Origin of the sequence: Methyloversatilis discipulorum (genome assembly GCF_018780585.1) — a bacterium.
Lineage (GTDB): Bacteria > Pseudomonadota > Gammaproteobacteria > Burkholderiales > Rhodocyclaceae > Methyloversatilis > Methyloversatilis discipulorum_B.
Genome location: NZ_JADMJL010000013.1, coordinates 1 through 18,600 on the forward strand (window position 1 = coordinate 1; position 18,600 = coordinate 18,600).

The following is an 18,600-nucleotide window of genomic DNA, read 5'->3' on the forward strand; positions in this document are numbered from 1 at the left end:
ACAAGCTATTCCTACGCTTGCCAGGGCAGAACATACAAGCGAGCTTGATCGCGATGCGGCCGACGCCAACCAGCCGGCGTCTCTCAGCCGCGGCGACGCACTGCCAGCGACAGCAGGCCGAGGCCTGCCAGCAGCATCGCGTAGCTGCCGGGCTCGGGCACGGCGAGCGCCAGCGCATGCGACGCCTGCACGTCCAGCGTCGGCGCCATCGCGTAGAGCAGGCCCTGATTGAAGTCGCTCGCCGAATCGCTGATCACGCCGACCGAGGTATTGCCACTGCCCAGCACCTCGAACGACAGGGTCGCCAGCGTCAGCGAGGTCTGACCTGCGTCGACCACACCGGGGAAGGCGGAACCGGACAGCACGAGGCCGGTGAAGGCCGAATCGTCGCTCCAGCCGTCGGCAAGCGACACACCCAGCAGCTTCAGCAGGCTGCTGTCGAAGGACAGCGCCAGACCGAAGGCGAGCAGTTCGTCGCCGGCGCGTTCGCCGTCGAAGGGCTGCAGCAGCGACACATCGAGCGTGAAGGTCTGGCCGACAGCCGCGCTCGCGGTGCCGGACAGCGAGACGGTGGCGGCTTGGGCCGACAGGGTGCCGGCGGCGATCAGCGCGGCGACGAGGGTCTTGATCATCATGTGGATTCTCCTTGCGGGGCGGCGCCGTCAGGCGCCGCCGCCTGTGGTCACTGAGCGCTCACTGCTTGGTGAACAGTGCGTACCAGAGCTTGTAGTCGGCCTGGGTGATGCAGCGGTCGCTGTCGAAATCAGCCAGCGGCTGGTAACGCGCATCGCCGTCGCAGCTTCCGAGCGCGGCGCGCTGGGCATCACGGTCGGCCACGTTGATGACGCCGTCACCGTTGATGTCGCCACGCTTGCGCACCGCGAAGGGCACGCGGGCGGCGGCTTCCTCGTAGCCGTCGTTCAGCAGGAAGACCGCGTAGTACTCGCCGGCAGCCAGACCGCTGAACGACGCCGTACCTGCGGCCCCGCCGGCATAGCGCCACAGCACCGACGGGCTGCTGCTGCCCGGCGTCTGGGTCGAGCGGTAGATGCCTATCCAGTCCTTCGCATTGCCGGGCATGCCCGACCAGTTCACCTCCAGCGTGTCGCCGGTGCGGATGAGGTTGCGGGTGACGCCGAGCACGCGCGGATCCGGTTCCGGCTCGCTGCCCTCACCGACCGTGAATTCCACGCGGTTGGATACTTCGGTGTAGGAGTCGTTGATGTACAGCGCGAGGAAGTACTCGCCATCCGGCAGCGGTTCCGGCGGCGACAGGCTGCCGCTGGCGCGGCCATCGACGTAGTAGTAGTTCACCAGCAGGTCGATGCCCGGCACGGCGCCCTTGCGGAACACGCCGATATAGTCCTTGGCCGTGGCCGGACCGTCGGAGAAGCGGATGTCCAGACGCTCGCCACTGGCCAGTGCGGTCTTGACCAGGCTGACGCTCGCGATCTCGCTGCCCACCGCGAACGGCACGCGGTCGGAAATTTCGAAGTAGGCATCGTTGATGAAGAAGGCCGCGTAGTAATAGCCCTTGTTCAGCGAGCCCAGCGTGACGCTGCCGGACTCGGTCGGCGTATAGGCCCAGGTGGTGGAACCAATGCCGCCCGGCGTCTGGCCGACGCGGTACACGCCGATCCAGTCCTTGGCGCCGGCCGGCGCGCCGCTCCAGCTGAAGGCCGGCCGCTCACCGACATTGAACTGGGTCTTGTTGATCGTCAGTTCCGGCATGTTGCCGACATAGAAGGCCACGCGCGGCGCGATCTCGACATAGCTGTCGTCGGTGAAGAAGGCGGCGAAGTATTCGACGCCTGGCGCCAGTCCCGAGAACGCCATCTGCCCGCTCACGCCCGACACATAGCCCCACTTGATCGACGGCGTGGCAGAACCCGGCGTCTGACCCTTGCGATAGATGGCCACCCAGTCCTTGGCCTTGCCGCGACCGTTCAGGTACTCGACGGTGACAGGCTCGTCCGGTGACCACACCTTCTTCGCCAGACGCAGAGCCGGGTCGCCGTCGGCGCTGCCTTCGACCTTGAAGCTGCGCGCCTCCGACCACGGCGACCATTCGGCATTCGCGTCGCGGTGGCGGGCGCGGATGTAGTAACTGCCGTTGTTCAGGCCGTACTGCTGCACGGTATAGGTTTCGATATCGACGCCGGCATGGATGTCCACCGGCTCGTAATCCGGTGCGCCGGTGTCGCCGTAGACGTTCTCGACGTCGCGGATCAGGTCGACCACGGTGCTGGAGAAAGCGGCATCGCGGGCGATCTGGAACTGCGTGCTGTTCAGCGCCATGCCCGACATCGACATGAAGGGCGACAGCTTGAACGACTGCGGCAGCGTGACCGCCGCGCCATCCGGCGCGCCGTTCAGCTCCGGCTTCTCCGGTGCGGCCGCATCGAGGTGACGTTCGAATTCGTCGATCAGCCGGCTGTTGTAGGCGAAGCCCAGCTTCGGGTGACCTTCGGCATAGGTCGACACCTTCATCGAGCGCGCGTCGAGATCGAAGTCGATCAGCTGCCAGGTCCAGTTGGCGATGGTCTTCTGCACGTCATCCATGTCGCGCTCGGTCGACTGGCCCCAGAACTGGTCCCAGGCGGTACCGCCGCTGATGATGTGGTAGATCGGCCAGTCGCGGGTCTGACCACGCGCGTACAGGTGGTGGTGGGCGCCGATGTTCAGCGCGTGCTTGCGCGTGCCGGCCAGTATCGGCATCGCGGTGTCGCGGAACCACTGCGAAATGTCGCCGACGTACTGTTCCGCCTGATAGGGACGATGCACGACGCTGATCACCCAGTCGACGTCCGGATCGGCGTCGGCCGCGGTCACCACCTTGCGCAGCCATTCGGCCTGTGCCGAAAAGCCCGATTCCGAGTTCAGATACACCAGCAGTACGCGACCAACCTGATGCGCGTAATAGCTTTCGTCGGCCGCAGCGGCGATGCCCTTGTAGCTGATCTGGTCGTAGAAGTTGTGCGCGCGCCAGTTGGCCAGACCCGGGTCGTAGTAGGTTTCGTGATTGCCCAGCGCGGTCATGATGGCCAGATTGCCGGACACCACGGCCGACGGCTTCATGTGCACGAATTCGTAGTGATCGAGCGTGCCGACGTCGACCTGGTCGCCGTTGTTCAGCATGAGCTGCACCGACTCTTCCAGCGGCAGACCGGTCAGGGACTGGATCTTGGCCTTGGCCGCCTGCAGCAGCGGTGTGTGGCGATCGTCGTTGCGCAGCTGATGGTCACCGGTGAGCAGGATGCGGAAGTGACCGCTCTTGCGCGCCGCCGTGGGCTGGGTGCGGAAGCGGAACACTGGCGACACCTGGCTGCCGGTGCGCACGCGGTAGGTGTACAGCGTTTCCGGCTGCAGGCCGGTGAGCTGTACGCCGTGCAGGCGGTAGTTCGCGGCCAGCGTCTGCGCCGAGCCGGAGGCGGTGCGGTTCAGCGGTCCGCCATCCACGCCGTATTCGACGACGGACTCGTCGCCTTCGGCGGTTTTCCACGATACCCAGATCGAGTTCGCGGTCGGCGTCTGCAGGTAGGGAACGATGTCGGCTGCGGCTGCGCTCAGCGACGCGCAGGCGCACACCAGCGCGGCGACGGCGATGCGCAGCCGTCGCAGGAATGCGGCATGGAAGTTCATGGTCGGTACATCCGGAAGAAAACCGCCGGATTACAGCGACCCCGGATTACATCTTCGAACGGCTTACCGCCTCGCGGGTGAGCCGTTCGGATCATCCATGCGGCGAAAACATCGACAGCTCAACGGCTTGCACGTCCCGCACACTGTACCGGTCGCGCAACCGCTACAGCCGTGCGCAGACGCTCAGCGGATCGCGGCTGCGATGTCCGCGGCCAGCGCATCGGCCAGCCGGCCGTGCGCCTCGACCAGCGCTTCGTAGGTCTGCGCGCGTACCGGTTCGCTGCGGCTGAAGCGTCCGCTGCCGATGTCGTTGCCATGGCCGCGGACGGCCCACACGGCTTCCAGCGTGACTGACGAGAAGCCGTCGGCATCGAGTCGCAGCACGTCCACCGGCACCGTCAGATCGGGCCGGGCGACGCTGTTCTGCGGGGCAGCCACCACGCGCGCCAATCCACGCTCACGTGCGATGGCGGTGGCGAGCCGGCGAGCCAGTTCGGCTTTCAGCGACCCCGCCCAGCGGTGACCCTGTGCCGGCTCTGCGCGCGCACCGGCGACGCGCTGCACGATCTGCAGGCGGTCCACCGCTTCCGGCAGGCTGATCGGACCGACGACGACGCTCGGTGACGCTGCGCCGGCAGCGACCGGCGCTTCGCCGGTGGTGAGCGTGTAGTGGCGTACGGTGGGCGAACTGCCGCATCCGCCAAGCAGCAGTGCGACGATGGCGACCGGAATCAGACGAAGAAGGATCACGGTTTCTCCTCGGGCTTGCCGCGCAACAGCGCTTCCGGGTTGCGTTCAAGCGTGTCGGCGAGATGGCGCAGCGACTGCGCGGCGCGCGACAGCTCCTGCAGGCTGTCGCGCAGGTCCTGCTGCAGCGGCGCGTCGCTGGCCAGCAGGCGGCGGCCGTCGGCGACCGCGGCGCGCGCCTCGGCCATGGTCTGCTGCGTTTCGGCGACGGCGGCGCGCACTTCGTTCGATGCCAGTCCGTCCAGTCGCTGCATCAGCGCCTCGGTGCGCTCGACCGCGCTGGCCAGACCGGCGATGGCGCGGCGCGTTTCGGCGGCGATGTCGTCCAGCGGCAGGCGGTCGATCTTGGCGGCGATGCGGCTCAGCGTCGCCTGCAGTTCGTCCAGGCTGCCGCGCTGCGTCGGCAGCTGCGGCGGCCGCCCGGCCCAGTCGACCTTCGCCGTGTCCGCATTGGGAAAGAAGTCCATCGCGACATAGAGCTGACCGGTGACCAGGTTGCCGTTGCGCAGCTGGGCGCGCAGACCGCGCTTGATCAGGCGGTCGACGAAGGCGCGGAAGTCGGCCTCGCTCATGTCCTGCGTGGTGTCCTTGCGCGACTGCATGCGCTCCGGGAACACCGCGATGTCCACCTGCAGGCCGACGTCGGCGGCATCGACATCGACGTCGGGCGAGATCGCGATCACCTCGCCGATCTGGATGCCGCGGAAGTCCACCGGCGCGCCGACCGACAGGCCGCGCAGGGTTTCGGTAAAACGCAGCTGCCAGATCTGCGCGTTCGAGCTGGGCTGCTTGAGCGCCTCGGCGCGGGTCGAGAACAGACGGAAGTCCTGGCCCGCCGGGGCTGCGTCGGTATCGCCTCCGGGCGGTGTTTCGAAGGCCAGCCCGCCGGCCAGTATCGCGGTGGCCGATTCGGTGTTCAGCTGCAGCCCCTCGGCGCCCAGCTTGAGATCGATGCCGCTGGCGTTCCAGAAGCGCGTGTCTATCGTGACGAAGCGGTCGTACGGCGACTTGATGAACACCTGGATGTCGAGATGCTGACCGGCGTCGTCAAGCTTGAAGGCGGTGACCTGCCCGGCCTGGATGCGCCGGAAGTACACCGGCGTGCCGACGTCGATCGAGCCCAGCGAGTCGGCGTGCAGCGCAAAGCTGCGCCCGGGCACGCCGAGCGACACCACGGGCGCATCCTCCAGCCCGACGAAATCGCGGCGCGCCTCGCCCGACTTGCCGGCATCCATGCCGACATAGGTACCCGACAGCAGCGTATCGAGACCCGACACCGCGCTGCCCGACACCTTGGCGCTGACCACCCAGAAGCGCGTGTCCTCGACCAGCAGCGGTGCCGCCTCGCGCGCCATCTGCGCGATGGCGACGACGTGGCTGCCGTCCTCCGCCAGCCGCACGGTGCTGATCTGGCCCACGTCGACGTCCTTGTACTTGATGCGCGTCTTGCCCGGCTCGAGGCCGGCGCCGGTGCGGAACTGCAGCGTCACCACCGGCCCCTGTTCGTACCAGGTGCGGGCGGCGAGGAAAAGACCGATCAGCGCGGCGACGATGGGAATGACCCAGACCAGCGGGATGCGGAAGCGGCGCGGCGGGTCGACCACGGCGGTGGGCAGCGCGGGCGGAGTCGGGTCAGACATGGGTGGCAGGTTTCCCGGGTTCGGTGAGGGGGTCCCAGATCAGTCGCGGGTCGAAGCTCATCGCCGCAAACATGGTCAGCACGACGACGGCACCAAAGGCGATCGCCGCCGGCCCCGCCTCGATGGTGGCGAGGCCACGGAAATTGACGAGTGCCACCAGTATCGTGATGACGTAGATGTCGAGCATGGACCAGCGGCCGACGAATTCAACGACGCGATAGAGCCGCGTGCGCTGCATGACGCTGCGGCGCGACCGGCGCTGCACCGTCACGGTGAGCCAGGCGAGCGCGATGATCTTCAGCAGCGGCACCATGATGCTGGCGAAGAACACCACCGCTGCCAGCGGCCACGAACCGCTCTGCCACAGGAACACGACGCCGCTCATGATCGTGTCCTGCTGTCGACCGAGCAGTGAGGAAGTGGTCATCATCGGCAGCAGGTTGGCCGGCACGAACAGCACGGCCGCGGCGATGATGAGCGCCCAGGTGGTCGATACGCTGGCCGGCTTGCGCGGGTGCATCGGCGCCCGGCAGCGCGGGCAGCGCAGCAGCGCCGCGTGGTCAGCAGGAATGTGCGCCAGCTGGCCGCACACGTGGCAGCTCATCAGCCCGGCTTCGCGTGCGGTCAGGTCGCGCCTCATCCGTTCGCGCCCTCCGGCGGCACCTGCCACAGCAGCCGCGTGTCGAAGGCGCGCCCGGCCAGCGTCAGCGCGACGATCAGCGTCGCCATCGCCCAGAAGGCGGTGCCGAGCAGCACGGTCGCCATGTGCGACAGCTTCACCAGCGACACCAGCATGCCAAGCAGGAACACCTCGACCATGCCCCAGGGCTGCACCGAACGGACCAGCCGGAAGAAGGGCGCCAGCCGCGGTGACACGCGGCCGAGGCGCAGCGGCAGCAGCACCATCAGGATCATCAGCAGTTCGAGCAGCGGGAACAGCAGCGCGGTGCCGAACACCAGCGCGGCGACCGGCGTCATGCCGTCCTGCCACAGCACCTGCACCGCGCCGATCAGCGTCACCTCGACGCGCCGGCCCTGCAGTTCGAGGCCGACCAGCGGATAGACGTTGGCGATCACGTACAGGATGGCGGCAGTCAGCGTCAGCGCCAGCGTGCGATCGAGGCTGTCCGGCGGGTTGCGTGCGAGGAAGGCGCCGCAGCGCACGCAGCGCGCAGTCTGCCCGGGCGCGAGTTCGGGCTCGGTCTGCAGCAGATCGCACTCGTGGCAGGCGATGGTCTGGGCGGGCAGCGTGGGATGCGCGTGGGACATGGGCATTACCGTGGAATCAGCGACGATTGTGCGGGCCGCTGCCCCGCCACGCAACGAGGTCGCCGCCGGAGCGCCTGCAGTGCGGCGTCAGCGTACACCGACGCCGTCGCGCGCCGCCAGCTTGGCGGTGATGTAGTCGGCGTGAGGGATGTAGAGCAGATCGGCCACCTTGCGCATCACGTGCGCCTCGTGCGCGTGCAGGTGACCGTCGGCATAGGCGACCTGCCACATCAGCTCGATCACGCGCAACTTGCGTGCGGCGTCGAAAGCGCGGTTCAGCTGGCCGGTGAAGCGCTGGTAGTCGTAGGCCTCGGCCGCCGCGGTGGTGGCCAGTTCGATCAGACGTTCGATCTCGTCGTCGGCGAGCGCGAACTTGTCGCGCAGTGCCTGCATCGCGGCGGCACGCTCGTCGTCGCCGATGTCCGGGTCGGCGCGCATCACTTCGACCAGCAGCACGGCGGTGGCCAGCTGCAGCTGGTGTTCGGTGGCAACCGGATCGACCGCCGGTGCGGCGAAGCTGTCGAACAGCTCTTTCAGGGTACGGAACATCCATTCATCCTCGTTCGGGCCGGCGCAGGTCGCCGGCCGTGTTGTGCAGAGTGTGCATCGGTGCGGCGTGTTCCCGCCCGCGCCGCATCGGGCGACGGACGATCACGCCGGAAGCTGCGCAAACTCGCGCGCCAGATGATCGACCAACCCGCGCACCGCCGGCAGCAGGCCGCGGCGCGACGGGAACACGACGTGGGCGATGCCGCAGCGCGGCGCCCAGTGCGGCAGCACGTCGATCAGACGGCCGCTGGCGAGGTCGTCGCGCACCATCATGGTCGGCAGCTGGGCGACACCGACGCCGTGCAGCGCCGCGCTGCGCAGGGCGGCCAGATCGTCGGTCACCAGTCGCGGCGCGTGGCGCACCTGCGCGCTGGCCCCGTCCGGGCCTTCCAGCATCCACGCGTGGTCGCGCTGCGCCGGCCCCCAGGCCACGCTGGGCAGCGTTGCGAGATCGGCCGGCACGCGCACCTCGCCCAGCGGCGCGATCAGGTCCGGGTGAGCGACCAGGCGTTGCAGGCTGTCGCCCAGTACCTTCATCACGAGGTCGGTGTCCTCCAGCGGCGGAAAGCGCACCCGGATCGCCAGGTCGAAACCTTCGCGGATCACATCCACGCGTCGGTTGGTGCTCTCCAGATGGATCTGCACACGCGGGCAGGCCGCCATGTAGCGGCTCAGCATGTCGGCCACCTGGTATTCGAGCAGCGCGGTCGGACAGGCCAGCCGTACGATGCCCTGCGGCTCGGCGCGCGTGCGCTCGACCGCCTCCTGCGCCGCCTCCGCCTCGACCAGCATGGCGACGCAATGACCGTAATAGGCCTGGCCGATCTCGGTCACCGCGAAGCGGCGCGTCGAGCGCTGGATCAGGCGCACCCCGAGACTGTCCTCCAGCAGCGCGATGCGCCGGCTGAGCTTGGACTTGTGCATGTCGAGCGCGCGCGCCGCCGGCGCGAAGCCGCCGTGCTCGACCACGCGGGCGAAGTAGTAGAGGTCGTTCAGGTCCTGCATCTCAGTTGCCACACCGCCTCCATCGTTCCATCAATAGAACACTGAATAGCGATTTTGCCGTCTAGTGCGTCGATTGTCCCGAATCTAGTATTCACCTCAACGCAGCACGGTTCAGACGGAACGGTGCGAACGAACAGGAGAAACACCATGAAGAAGATTGCAGGTCTGTACAGCGCACCGCGCCAGCACTGGGTCGGCGACGGTTTTCCGGTGCGTTCGCTGTTTTCCTACGATTCGATGGGCCGCCACGTGAGCCCCTTCCTGCTGCTGGACTATGCCGGCCCGGCGAACTTCGAGCCGTCGGACACGCCGCGCGGTGTCGGCCGCCACCCGCACCGCGGGTTCGAGACGGTCACCATCGTCTATGAGGGCGAAGTCGCCCACCAGGACTCGACCGGCGCCGGCGGCGTGATCGGCCCGGGCGACGTGCAGTGGATGACCGCCGGTGCCGGCATCATCCACGAGGAATTCCATTCGCCGGACTTCACCCGCCGCGGCGGCCCGCTGGAAATGGTGCAGCTGTGGGTGAACCTGCCGGCGCGCGACAAGCGCGCCGCGCCCGGCTACCAGCACCTGGCGAAGAAGGACATTCCGGTGGTCGAACTGCCGAACGGCGCCGGACATCTGCGCGTCATCGCCGGTGAGTACGCTGGGCACAGCGGCCCGGCCCGCACCTTCACGCCCATCAATGTGTGGGACTTGAAGCTGAAAGCCGGCGCCGACCTCGAACTGACGGTGCCGGAAGGTCACACGCTGGCGCTGGTGGTGCTGCGAGGCCTGATCCGTGCCAACGGCAGCCAGCCGGTGCGCGAGGCGCAGATGGCGCTGTACCACCGCGAGGGCAGCCGTTTCTCGATCGCCGCCGAAACCGACGCCACCGTGCTGCTGCTGGCCGGCGAACCGATAGACGAACCGATCGCCGGCTACGGGCCCTTCGTGATGAACACGAAGGACGAGATCCGCGAGGCGATCGACGATTTCAACAGCGGGCGTTTCGAGACCGCGACCGCCTGAACCGCCTCACCCCCTGCGCGCACCGGGGCGCGCAGGGATCACTCCGCCGGGAGCCACAAAGGCCAAAGCCACCCACCCGGCACCCAACCTCAACTGCAAGGAGAATTGCCATGACCACGAAGACCTACAAGAAGCTGAACAAGGACGACGCCGTGATGCTGCTGGTGGACCACCAGGCGGGCCTGCTGTCGCTGGTGCGCGACATCGATCCGGACAAGTTCCGCAACAACGTGCTGGCCACCGCCGATCTGGCCAAGTACTTCAAGCTGCCCACCATCCTGACCACCAGCTTCGAACAGGGCCCGAACGGCCCGCTGATGCCGGAACTGAAGGAGATGTTCCCGGACGCGCCCTACGTCGCCCGCCCCGGCCAGATCAACGCCTGGGACAACGAGGACTTCGTCAAGGCAATCAAGGCCACCGGCCGCAAGCAGCTCATCATCGCCGGCGTGGTGACCGAAGTGTGCGTCGCCTTCCCGGCCCTGTCGGCGATCGAGGAAGGGTTCGACGTGTTCGTCGTGACCGACGCCTCCGGCACCTTCAACGACATCGCCCGCCATTCGGCCTGGGACCGCATGTCGCAGGCCGGTGCACAGCTGATCAACTGGTTCGGCGTGGCGTGCGAACTGCATCGCGACTGGCGCAACGACGTCGAAGGCCTGGCGACGCTGCTGTCCAACCACATCCCGGACTACCGCAACCTGATCACCAGCTACAACGCGCTGAAGGGCTGAAGCCCGGAGGCATGAGGGCGGGTCATCCGGACGGATGACCTGCCAGCGTCATGTCCGGCGATATCATAGGCACGCTCTGAACCGCTCGATGCCCGCCGCCTATGTTCATCGCCCATGCCCCATCGGGCTATCTTCTCGCCACGCAGTTCGTCGATCGTGCGCGAACGCTGCCCGTCCGCGCGAGCGTCGCCGTGGCGGCCGGGGTGATCGGCGCTCTCGCGCCGGACTTCGACATGCTGTGGTTCTACCTGGTCGACGCCCGGCAAACCCACCATCACAAGTACATCAGTCACTGGCCTGTCTTGTGGCTGTCGCTGCTTCTGCTTGCACTGCTGTGGCGGCACACGAGGCCCTTGAGTGCGGGCGCCGCCGTGCTCGGCATCTTCTCGGCGGGAGGGTTGCTGCATATGGTGCTGGACAGTGTCGTCGGCGACATCTGGTGGTTCGCACCCTTCATTGACCGCCCGTTCGCGCTGTTCACCGTGCCTGCGCTGCACACGCCCTGGTGGCTCAACTTCCTGCTGCACTGGTCGTTCGCGCTCGAACTGGCGATCTGCGTCGGTGCAGTGATTACCTTTCGCCACCGCCGCCAGCGCAGCGGTGTCCCGGCCAAGGTCTGAACCGGTGCGCGAGACGCACCGCCGGACGGAGGTCCCGCCGGCACTTGCGTGAATCACGCTGCAGGTGCCGGCAGGGTCCGCACGATCAGACGATGGACGACGTGTCCGCCTGACCGTAAGGCCGGGTGCCGTAGTAGGCGTGAATGCCCTTCTCCCAGGCGACGTCGGCCATATCGGGCCAGTGGTTCTTGTCGAAGCCCGGTGCGCTTTCGAGGCGCTCCTTGTTCACGTCGAGCACGAAACGCTTGTTCTCGGTGTCCAGCTTCAGCGCGTCCCACGGGACAGCGAACAGCTTCTCGCCCATGCCCAGAAAGCCGCCGAAGGACATCACCGCGTAGCTCACGTGGCCGGTGCGCATGTCCAGCATGATTTCCTTGATGTCTCCGAGTTCTTCCGACTGCTTGTTGTAGACCTCGTTGCCGATGAGGGTGTCAGCCCCCATCAGATGGGGCCCGGGGCCGGTGTGCGCATCCGGTCCTGCTCCGTTGTTTCCTGCCGGCTTGTATATGCCGTAGGCGTCGCGATCTTCATAGTTCATGGTCATCTCCTGTCGAAGGTGTGCAGTCGTCGCAGCGGAACCCGCCGCGTACCTGCTTCCTCCTGCAGCAGACTAGGCGCCCGCGACAACGCGGTCTGTTCGGCAGCCCACGCAGCCACCGCTCAGGCCCGGAACTGCGCCGCCGCGAATGCCCAGACCATGCGTGAGGCATCGGGCCCGCGCGGGTCGCTGCTGGGCAGTTGTGCGGCACCGCCGCTCCATGCGTGCGCCAGTCCGTGGATCTGGACCAGCCTGGACACGAGGACGCTGCCACGGCGGAAGTCGGTCACCGTCATCGCGTACCGCTGACCGCGCTGCACGCTGCGCGACGGCCGGGCGCGGGCGCCCAGGCCCTCGGCCCACTGCTGCGCGGCGGCGTGGGCGTTCTGCAGCGCCACCACCCTGTCGGCGTCGCCGTGAATGACCAGCAACGGCGGCCAGCCGCTTTCCTTCTCCAGCGGCGTCGCCTCCAGTGGCTTCGTGGCGCGATGGCCGTGCATCGCGCCGAGCGCTGACAGGCTTGAATGGGCGGTGCCCGGCGGCACGCCGGAGTGCATCACCACGGCACGGAACCGTGCGGGGTGACGGGTCGCCAGCAGGGCCGCCATGCTGGCGCCGGCTGACAGTCCGGCGATGGCCACCCGCCCGGAGTCGGCCGGGTGCAGCAGGCACACCTGGTCGATCATCTTCATGATCAGCGCCGCTTCGCCACTGGCGCGGCCGGCGGTGGCGTCGAACCAGTTCCAGCACCCCTGCGCGTTGGCCAACCTGTCCTGCTCCGGGTAGAGCACGAGGAAGCGCTCGCGCATCGCCACCCGGTTCATGCGCGTGCTGCGGGCGAAGGCGTTCGCATCCTGGCCACAGCCGTGCAGCATCACCATCAGCGGCAGGCGCTCGCCGATCGCGACACCGGGCGGTCGATAGAGCCTGAAGCGGCGCGCACCGGCGACACCGGTGGCAATGCCGAGCACCCACGCCCCGTCGCCCGGCGGTGGTGTGCGCCGGCTGACCACCGGCTTCATCGCCCGCCCCACTGCGCGCGCGCCGGTCTTCATTGCGCTGCGGGTGATGGCAACCAGGCTGCGTTCGAGACTTCGGGCCCAGACCGACTTGCGTGTGCGTTTTTTCATCGGTCCATTATGCGGTGCCTTGTGCGACAGCCCTGCGCATGCCGACGGATCACCGTGTCATCGGCGCGTCGCCGGTCAGAAGGCCGTGCGCACCAGCCCGCCCTCGGCACGGATCGCCGCGCCATTGATCACCGCGGCGCGGGCGCTGGCGATGAAGGCGACGACGGCGCCGATTTCCGCCGGGTCGATCAGCCGCGCGATCAGCGACGACGGCCGGTTTTCGGCCATGAAGCGGCGCTGCGCCTCGGCCGGTGCCAGATCGGGAAACAGGTCCTGGATGAATTTCTCGACGCTTTCGGTGCGCGTGGGGCCAGGCAACACCGCGTTCACCGTCACCCGCGTGCCCTGCGTCAGTTCCGCCAGCGAGCGCGACAGGCCCAGCTGCATGGTCTTGGTCGCGCTGTAGTGCGCCATTTCCGGCGCCGGGCTGATGCCGGATTCGCTGGATATGAACACCACGCGCCCGTCGCCGCGGGCCAGCATGCCGGCGAGGTAGTGCCGGGCCAGCCGCACACCGCTCAGGATGTTCACCTCGAACAGACGCTGCCAGTCGGCGTCGCTCTCGTCGAAGAAGCCGACCGCCTCGTAGATGCCGAGGTTATTCACCAGAATGTCGACCTCCGGCAGCGCGGCCAGCGTGGCGGCACACCCGTCCGCCGTGCCGTTGTCGGCCACCAGCGGCAGCAGGTCGGCCTGCGGATGGCTGGCGCGGATGCTGGCGACGCCGGCCTCCACGCTGGCCGCGCTGCGCCCGTTGATTACCACCTGCGCACCTTCGGCCGCCAGCGCGCGGGCGATTTCCAGCCCGATGCCATTCGACGACGCGGTGACCAGGGCGCGCCTGCCCTTCAGTTCGAGATCCATGTGCAGCTCCTTGCAGTTGATGTGCCTGCAAGTGTGCCGCCGGCTTATCATTTCATTAACCGTCGAAAATACAATTGATTGTTGACTGTGCGTCAAATATCAACCGGACCACGCCCATGACGACGCGCACCGAAGACCTGCTGGCCTATCTGGCGGTGGTCGATGGCGGCTCGCTGACCGCGGCCGCCGAACAGCTCGGGCAGACGGTGTCCGGCGTCAGCCGTGCGCTGGCACGGCTGGAACGCGGGCTGGACAGCACGCTGCTCGTGCGCACGACGCGGCGCATCGACCTGACCGAAGAGGGCCGGCTGTTCGCCGACCATGCGCGGCGCATCGTCGCCGCGCTGGCTGAGGCGGAGGAATGCATGGCCATCCGCCGTCAGCGCCCGGCCGGGCGGCTGCGCGTGGACGCCGCCTCGCCCTTCGTATTGCATGTGCTGGTGCCGCGCGTCGGCGCGTTTCGCGCGCGCTACCCGGACATCGAACTGGAGCTGCACAGCAACGACCGCATCACCGACCTGATCGAACAGCGCACCGACGTCGCGCTGCGCATCGGCACGCTTCCGGATTCGACGCTGCACGCGCGCCTGCTCGGCCGCTCGATGCTGCGCATGCTGGCATCGCCGGCCTATCTGGCCGTACACGGCGAACCGGCTGACGCGGCGGCACTCGCCGCGCACCGGCTGATCGGCTTCACCGCGCCGGCCCATCTGAACACCTGGCCGCTGCGCACGGCGGACGGCGAAGGCTGCGCGATCCGCCCGTCGCTGTCCGCGTCCAGCGGCGAAACGGTGCGCCAGCTCGCGCTCGCCGGCGAAGGCATCGCCTGCCTGTCGGACTTCATGACCGAGGACGACCGGCGCAGCGGCCGGCTGGTCGAGCTGCTCGCACCGCTGCGCGTGGCGAGCTTCCAGCCGGTGCATGCCGTGTATTACCGCAACACCACGCTGGCCGCACGCATCGCCTGCTTCATCGACTTCCTCGCCGAAAGCTGGCCGGCGCCTGGCGGGGATTGAAGGCGACGGTAGGGCGGGCGGACAATCTGCCCTATTTCGCTGAGCGCGCTGTCACAAGTGCAGGCGCTGGCGCGTCTTCGACGCGTATCCACTCCCGCTCTGGCGCCCGCACATGACCTTGACCACCCACACCTTCGATCAGCACCGCCGGCGACTGACCGGCATCGCCTACCGCATGCTCGGCTCGCGCGCCGACGCCGACGACGTGCTGCAGGACGCCTGGCTGCGCTGGCACGAGTCCGCCCCGGCCGACCTGCGCTCCGCCGAAGCCTGGCTGGTCACCGCGGTGACCCGGCTCAGCATTGACCGGCTGCGCGCACGCAAGGCCGAAGCGCAGCACTACGTCGGCCCCTGGCTGCCGGAACCGCTGGCCGAGCACGACCTGATCACGCCGGAATCGCGGCTGGAGCGAGCCGACGACCTGTCGTTCGCCTTCATCGCGGTACTCGAACGCCTGAGCCCGGACGAGCGCGCCGCCTTCCTGCTGCGCGAAGTGTTCGACTACGACTACCCCGAGGTCGCACAGGCGCTGGACAAGAGCGAGGCGGCCTGCCGCCAGCTGGTGCATCGCGCGAAGACACGGGTGGGCGAACAGCAGCCGCGCTTCACCGTCGACCGCGAGGCCCATCTGCGCGTGCTGCGCCGTTTCATGGCCGCCGCGCAATCGGGCAAGCGCGACGACATCGAAAGCCTGCTGGCGGACGACGCGATCGCCGTGTCGGACGGCGGCGGCAAGACCTGGGCGACCCTCAAGCCGCTGCACGGCGCTTCGCGCATCGCCTGGCTTTACTACGCGGTCGCGCGCAATCCGAACATCAGTCTGGAATGGCGCGAGGGCCTGGTGAACGGCGAGCCGGCCATCCTGCGCTTCCGCAACGGCGTGCTGCACTCGACGCTGTCCATCGTGACCGACGGCGAACGCGTGCTCGCCCTGTACGGCGTACTCAATCCGGACAAGCTGGGCAGCTTCCGCATCGACTGATACAGGCGGCTGTCACACCGGGCGGCCGGTCGTCGTCTTGTCCATGAGCGCATCGATTCCGCTGCGCCCTCACATGGAGAAGCTCTCATGCACGGCCTGCGTCTGCCCTACTTCCGCCTCGCGCCGGAAGCCTACAAAACCCTGTACGCCCTGTCCGACCAGATCGGCCGTGGCGCGCTCGACAAGAAGCTGGTCGAGCTGGTCTATCTGCGCGTGTCGCAGATGAATGGTTGCGCCTTCTGCCTCGACATGCACGCCACCGCGCTGCGCGGGCTGGGCGAGGATGCCCAGCGCATGGACGTCGTCGCCGGCTGGCGCGAGTGCAGCTTCTTCAGCGACGCCGAGCGCGCCGCGCTGGACTGGGCGGAAACGCTGACCCGCATCGGTGACGGCGCACCGGAGGACGCGCAGTTCGACGCGCTGAAACAGCACTTCGCCGACGCGCAGATCGCCGAACTGACCTTCGCCGTCGCCACCATCAACGCCTGGAACCGCATCGCCGTATCGATGCAGCAACCGATCGAGCGGAGGGCGTCATGATGCGCCGCGCGTCGCTGTTCACCGCGCTGCTGTCGCTGGCGTTCATCGCGCCGCCTGCCCCCGCGCACGAAGCCGGTCACGGCGGCGGCGGCGTTGCGCAGCGCCTGAGCCAGCCGTTGCAGCCGGGTCTGGACGAAGGCGTGCTGCTGGTCGTCACGCTGGCCCCCGGCGAAGCCAGCCCGGCGCATCGCCATCAGGCGCATGTCTTCGTCTACATGCTGGAGGGCGAAGTGCTGATGCAGGTGGCGGGCGGACCCGAGCGCCGGCTCAAGCCGGGTGACGTGTTCGAGGAAAAGCCGGACGACATCCACACGCAGGCGCGCAACCTGAGCAGCACGGCGCCCGCCCGTTTCGCCGTGTTCATGGTGAAGAAACAGGGCGTGCCGGTGGTGCTGCTGGCGAACTGAGCGACCGCCGTTCCGCGGCGCGCCGCGGAACGCAGTCTGCTATCGTCCCGACGCTCCGACATCACGGCAAGTCTCATGAGCGTCATCACCGTCTATCACAACCCGAAATGCAGCAATTCGCGCGGCGCGCTCGAACTGATATGCGAACGCGGCTTCGAGCCCCAGGTCGTCGAATACCTGAAAACCCCGCTGTCGACCGCGGCGCTGCGTGCGCTGGTCGCCGCCTGTGGCGTGCCGGTGCGCGAGCTGATGCGCAGCAAGGAAGCGCTGTATGGCGAACTGGGCCTCGACGACCCGTCGCTGGACGACGACACGCTGATCGCTGCGATGGCCGAACACCCGGTGCTGCTGAACCGGCCCATCGTCGCCACGCCGCTCGGCACCCGGCTGTGCCGACCGCCGGAACGGGTGCTCGACATCCTGCCCGCGCGATGAGAAAGACCGGGCCGGGCAAGGCCGAAACCGATCTGATGCAGCCGTTCGAAGGACTGACGCTGAAAGACATCGTCATTCCCGACACGAGGGAAGCCGTCGCTGCCGCGGTCGCTGAGATCCGCGAAGCCGGTGAAGCCGGCTTCGACACCGAATCCAAACCCACCTTCAAGCCGGGTGAAGTGAGCAGCGGGCCGCACCTCGTGCAGTTCGCGCTGCCCGACCGCGCCTTCCTGTTCCAGATGCACGACAGCGCCAGTCGCGATGCGGCGTCCCTGCTGCTGGAGGATCCGGCGGTGCTGAAGATAGGCTTCGGCCTCAGCGCCGACCGCAGCCAGATCCACGCGAAGCTCGGCGCCACGCTGCAGTCGGTGCTCGACCTCGATCACCTGTTTCGCCGTCGTGGTTACAACAACTCGCTGGGCGCACGCGCCGCCGTCGGCCTGGTGCTGGACCGCAATTTCCGCAAGTCGAAATCGGTGACCACCACCAACTGGTCGCTGCCCCGCCTGAGCGATGCGCAGAAGCTCTATGCCGCCAACGACGCCTACGCCGCGCTACGCGTATACCTCGCGCTCACGCTGACGCCGCAGGAAAGACAGGCGCTGCTGCCTGGGCGCTGAGCGCGTCTTGTCGCGGTCGGAAGACCGCTCCTGCAGCCTCCCGAGGCTCAAGCCACGAGTCTGGCGCCCTCCTGTGGGAACGGCCGTGGCCGCGACACGGCCACTGCAGTCCGCAGGCTTCGATACAGGCCGCAGTCGGGGTCAGAAGACCCCTCCCACAGAAACCCGGCTCCGGCCACCGACCGCGAGTCTGGCGCCCGCCTCTGTGGGAGCGGCCTTGGCCGCGACGCGACCGCTGCGGTCCGCAGGCTTCGATACAGGTCGCAGTCGGGATCAGAAGACCCGCCCCCTCTCTCAGAGACCCGCGAAGCTTGCCCGTGCTGCGCCTCAGCCGAGCACGCGGGTCATGTAGCAGGCACCTTCGCCATAGCTTGCAAGCGCCTGCACAGGCACAGTCCCAAGCGCCGGTCGGTAGCCGCGCTGCGCCCAGTAGCCGGCGGCATCGCCGACCGCCACCAGGGCGGCACAGCGAAGTCCGCGGCATACCGCCGCATCGTGCGCCGCCTCGTACAGCGCGGCCGCCACGCCGCTGCCGCGGGCCGACGCGGCCACCGCGCAGTCATGCAGATACCAGCGCGTCGCCGGCACCGGCAGCGCGGCAAGTTCGGTGTCCAGCGCCGGCGGCTTGCCGTCGTGCCACGGATGCGAAACCAGATAGCCGAGCAGATCGCCGGCCGCTGACTGCGCGACCAGGCAAAGATCCGGCGCCAGCCTCATGCGATTCCGATAGACGGCCGCGCCCTCGGGTACGAAGGCCGCATCGGCATAGGCGATTGCCTGCAGCGCAAGCACGGCGTCGACATCGTCGGCGCGCATCGGGCGGATGAGCGGATGCATCGGTACTGCAA

The 18,600-nt window shown here is 68.0% G+C and carries 21 protein-coding genes; 9 read left to right on the forward strand and 12 right to left on the reverse strand.

From position 1 onward, the window contains the following. Nucleotides 1-83 precede the first annotated feature (83 nt). The 8 genes from IV112_RS05220 to IV112_RS05255 form a co-directional block, all read right to left on the reverse strand. Nucleotides 84-635, reverse strand: coding sequence for a cohesin domain-containing protein (locus tag IV112_RS05220; RefSeq protein ID WP_304001500.1), 552 nt, complete (start codon nt 633-635; stop codon nt 84-86). A gap of 58 nt (nt 636-693) precedes the next feature. Next, nucleotides 694-3,642: a fibronectin type III domain-containing protein gene (locus IV112_RS05225; RefSeq protein ID WP_304001502.1), complete on the reverse strand. Its 2,949-nt coding sequence runs from the start codon at nt 3,640-3,642 to the stop codon at nt 694-696. Between the two features lie 183 nt (nt 3,643-3,825). Further along, entirely contained in the window at nt 3,826-4,392 is a 567-nt protein-coding gene (locus IV112_RS05230) for a PqiC family protein (RefSeq protein WP_304001504.1), read from the reverse strand. Further along, nucleotides 4,389-6,029 carry an intermembrane transport protein PqiB gene (locus IV112_RS05235; RefSeq protein ID WP_304001506.1) on the reverse strand — a complete coding sequence of 547 codons (1,641 nt, stop codon included), beginning with the start codon at nt 6,027-6,029 and terminating at the stop codon, nt 4,389-4,391. Before IV112_RS05235 ends, IV112_RS05230 begins: the two co-directional genes overlap by 4 nt. Beyond that, on the reverse strand, nt 6,022-6,669 hold the full coding sequence (locus IV112_RS05240) for a paraquat-inducible protein A (protein WP_304001509.1): 648 nt from the start codon (nt 6,667-6,669) through the stop codon (nt 6,022-6,024). Before IV112_RS05240 ends, IV112_RS05235 begins: the two co-directional genes overlap by 8 nt. After that, entirely contained in the window at nt 6,666-7,298 is a 633-nt protein-coding gene (locus IV112_RS05245) for a paraquat-inducible protein A (RefSeq protein WP_304001510.1), read from the reverse strand. The genes IV112_RS05240 and IV112_RS05245 overlap by 4 nt, the downstream gene beginning before the upstream one ends. An 87-nt stretch (nt 7,299-7,385) precedes the next feature. Further along, nucleotides 7,386-7,847 (reverse strand): TerB family tellurite resistance protein, encoded by a 462-nt coding sequence (locus tag IV112_RS05250; protein WP_304001512.1) that lies wholly within the window; start codon nt 7,845-7,847, stop codon nt 7,386-7,388. A 102-nt stretch (nt 7,848-7,949) separates the two neighbouring features. Then, entirely contained in the window at nt 7,950-8,852 is a 903-nt protein-coding gene (locus IV112_RS05255) for a LysR family transcriptional regulator (protein WP_304001678.1), read from the reverse strand. Nucleotides 8,853-8,999: 147 nt separating this feature from the next. Here IV112_RS05255 and IV112_RS05260 point away from each other — a divergent pair, with 147 nt between their 5' ends. From IV112_RS05260 to IV112_RS05270, 3 genes are all read left to right on the forward strand, one after another. Beyond that, on the forward strand, nt 9,000-9,866 hold the full coding sequence (locus IV112_RS05260; protein WP_304001514.1) for a pirin family protein: 867 nt from the start codon (nt 9,000-9,002) through the stop codon (nt 9,864-9,866). Between the two features lie 110 nt (nt 9,867-9,976). Further along, on the forward strand, nt 9,977-10,600 hold the full coding sequence (gene ycaC, locus IV112_RS05265; RefSeq protein ID WP_304001515.1) for an isochorismate family cysteine hydrolase YcaC: 624 nt from the start codon (nt 9,977-9,979) through the stop codon (nt 10,598-10,600). Nucleotides 10,601-10,701: 101 nt separating this feature from the next. After that, entirely contained in the window at nt 10,702-11,220 is a 519-nt protein-coding gene (locus IV112_RS05270) for a metal-dependent hydrolase (RefSeq protein WP_304001517.1), read from the forward strand. A gap of 85 nt (nt 11,221-11,305) precedes the next feature. Here IV112_RS05270 and IV112_RS05275 read toward each other — a convergent pair whose 3' ends face one another. The 3 genes from IV112_RS05275 to IV112_RS05285 all read right to left on the reverse strand — a co-directional run bounded on the left by IV112_RS05275 (nt 11,306) and on the right by IV112_RS05285 (nt 13,752). Then, nucleotides 11,306-11,758 carry a PRC-barrel domain-containing protein gene (locus IV112_RS05275; RefSeq protein WP_304001520.1) on the reverse strand — a complete coding sequence of 151 codons (453 nt, stop codon included), beginning with the start codon at nt 11,756-11,758 and terminating at the stop codon, nt 11,306-11,308. Between the two features lie 122 nt (nt 11,759-11,880). Next, complete coding sequence (locus IV112_RS05280; protein WP_304001522.1) at nt 11,881-12,888, reverse strand: extracellular catalytic domain type 1 short-chain-length polyhydroxyalkanoate depolymerase; 1,008 nt, start codon at nt 12,886-12,888, stop codon at nt 11,881-11,883. Nucleotides 12,889-12,963: 75 nt separating this feature from the next. Further along, nucleotides 12,964-13,752 carry an SDR family NAD(P)-dependent oxidoreductase gene (locus IV112_RS05285; protein ID WP_304001524.1) on the reverse strand — a complete coding sequence of 263 codons (789 nt, stop codon included), beginning with the start codon at nt 13,750-13,752 and terminating at the stop codon, nt 12,964-12,966. A 116-nt stretch (nt 13,753-13,868) separates the two neighbouring features. Here IV112_RS05285 and IV112_RS05290 point away from each other — a divergent pair, with 116 nt between their 5' ends. From IV112_RS05290 to IV112_RS05315, 6 genes are all read left to right on the forward strand, one after another. Continuing rightward, nucleotides 13,869-14,768, forward strand: a complete 900-nt coding sequence (locus tag IV112_RS05290) for a LysR substrate-binding domain-containing protein (RefSeq protein WP_304001526.1) — start codon at nt 13,869-13,871, stop codon at nt 14,766-14,768. Nucleotides 14,769-14,880: 112 nt separating this feature from the next. Further along, nucleotides 14,881-15,750: an RNA polymerase sigma factor SigJ gene (gene sigJ, locus IV112_RS05295; RefSeq protein ID WP_304001529.1), complete on the forward strand. Its 870-nt coding sequence runs from the start codon at nt 14,881-14,883 to the stop codon at nt 15,748-15,750. An 87-nt stretch (nt 15,751-15,837) separates the two neighbouring features. Beyond that, the gene (locus IV112_RS05300; RefSeq protein ID WP_304001531.1) at nt 15,838-16,290 is read left to right on the forward strand and encodes a carboxymuconolactone decarboxylase family protein; all 453 of its coding nucleotides are present in this window, start codon (nt 15,838-15,840) and stop codon (nt 16,288-16,290) included. Beyond that, nucleotides 16,287-16,697 carry a cupin domain-containing protein gene (locus IV112_RS05305; RefSeq protein ID WP_304001533.1) on the forward strand — a complete coding sequence of 137 codons (411 nt, stop codon included), beginning with the start codon at nt 16,287-16,289 and terminating at the stop codon, nt 16,695-16,697. The genes IV112_RS05300 and IV112_RS05305 overlap by 4 nt, the downstream gene beginning before the upstream one ends. A 75-nt stretch (nt 16,698-16,772) precedes the next feature. After that, complete coding sequence (gene arsC / locus IV112_RS05310; RefSeq protein ID WP_304001536.1) at nt 16,773-17,132, forward strand: arsenate reductase (glutaredoxin); 360 nt, start codon at nt 16,773-16,775, stop codon at nt 17,130-17,132. Next, on the forward strand, nt 17,129-17,752 hold the full coding sequence (locus IV112_RS05315; RefSeq protein ID WP_304001538.1) for a 3'-5' exonuclease: 624 nt from the start codon (nt 17,129-17,131) through the stop codon (nt 17,750-17,752). Before arsC ends, IV112_RS05315 begins: the two co-directional genes overlap by 4 nt. Before the next feature lie 327 nt (nt 17,753-18,079). Here IV112_RS05315 and IV112_RS05320 read toward each other — a convergent pair whose 3' ends face one another. Then, nucleotides 18,080-18,589 (reverse strand): GNAT family N-acetyltransferase, encoded by a 510-nt coding sequence (locus tag IV112_RS05320; RefSeq protein WP_304001540.1) that lies wholly within the window; start codon nt 18,587-18,589, stop codon nt 18,080-18,082. Nucleotides 18,590-18,600 lie beyond the last annotated feature (11 nt).

Excerpts from the sequence above, each read along its gene's own strand:
- IV112_RS05220 (WP_304001500.1), bottom strand. The coding sequence starts at position 635 with ATGATGATCAAGACCCTCGTCGCCGCGCTGATCGCCGCCGGCACCCTG.
- IV112_RS05225 (WP_304001502.1), bottom strand. The coding sequence starts at position 3,642 with ATGAACTTCCATGCCGCATTCCTGCGACGGCTGCGCATCGCCGTCGCC.
- IV112_RS05235 (WP_304001506.1), bottom strand. The coding sequence starts at position 6,029 with ATGTCTGACCCGACTCCGCCCGCGCTGCCCACCGCCGTGGTCGACCCG.
- IV112_RS05240 (WP_304001509.1), bottom strand. The coding sequence starts at position 6,669 with ATGAGGCGCGACCTGACCGCACGCGAAGCCGGGCTGATGAGCTGCCAC.
- IV112_RS05245 (WP_304001510.1), bottom strand. The coding sequence starts at position 7,298 with ATGTCCCACGCGCATCCCACGCTGCCCGCCCAGACCATCGCCTGCCAC.
- IV112_RS05250 (WP_304001512.1), bottom strand. The coding sequence starts at position 7,847 with ATGTTCCGTACCCTGAAAGAGCTGTTCGACAGCTTCGCCGCACCGGCG.
- IV112_RS05255 (WP_304001678.1), bottom strand. The coding sequence starts at position 8,852 with ATGCAGGACCTGAACGACCTCTACTACTTCGCCCGCGTGGTCGAGCAC.
- IV112_RS05260 (WP_304001514.1), top strand. The coding sequence starts at position 9,000 with ATGAAGAAGATTGCAGGTCTGTACAGCGCACCGCGCCAGCACTGGGTC.
- ycaC (WP_304001515.1), top strand. The coding sequence starts at position 9,977 with ATGACCACGAAGACCTACAAGAAGCTGAACAAGGACGACGCCGTGATG.
- IV112_RS05270 (WP_304001517.1), top strand. The coding sequence starts at position 10,702 with ATGTTCATCGCCCATGCCCCATCGGGCTATCTTCTCGCCACGCAGTTC.
- IV112_RS05275 (WP_304001520.1), bottom strand. The coding sequence starts at position 11,758 with ATGAACTATGAAGATCGCGACGCCTACGGCATATACAAGCCGGCAGGA.
- IV112_RS05280 (WP_304001522.1), bottom strand. The coding sequence starts at position 12,888 with ATGAAAAAACGCACACGCAAGTCGGTCTGGGCCCGAAGTCTCGAACGC.
- IV112_RS05285 (WP_304001524.1), bottom strand. The coding sequence starts at position 13,752 with ATGGATCTCGAACTGAAGGGCAGGCGCGCCCTGGTCACCGCGTCGTCG.
- IV112_RS05290 (WP_304001526.1), top strand. The coding sequence starts at position 13,869 with ATGACGACGCGCACCGAAGACCTGCTGGCCTATCTGGCGGTGGTCGAT.
- sigJ (WP_304001529.1), top strand. The coding sequence starts at position 14,881 with ATGACCTTGACCACCCACACCTTCGATCAGCACCGCCGGCGACTGACC.
- IV112_RS05300 (WP_304001531.1), top strand. The coding sequence starts at position 15,838 with ATGCACGGCCTGCGTCTGCCCTACTTCCGCCTCGCGCCGGAAGCCTAC.
- IV112_RS05305 (WP_304001533.1), top strand. The coding sequence starts at position 16,287 with ATGATGCGCCGCGCGTCGCTGTTCACCGCGCTGCTGTCGCTGGCGTTC.
- arsC (WP_304001536.1), top strand. The coding sequence starts at position 16,773 with ATGAGCGTCATCACCGTCTATCACAACCCGAAATGCAGCAATTCGCGC.
- IV112_RS05315 (WP_304001538.1), top strand. The coding sequence starts at position 17,129 with ATGAGAAAGACCGGGCCGGGCAAGGCCGAAACCGATCTGATGCAGCCG.
- IV112_RS05320 (WP_304001540.1), bottom strand. The coding sequence starts at position 18,589 with ATGCATCCGCTCATCCGCCCGATGCGCGCCGACGATGTCGACGCCGTG.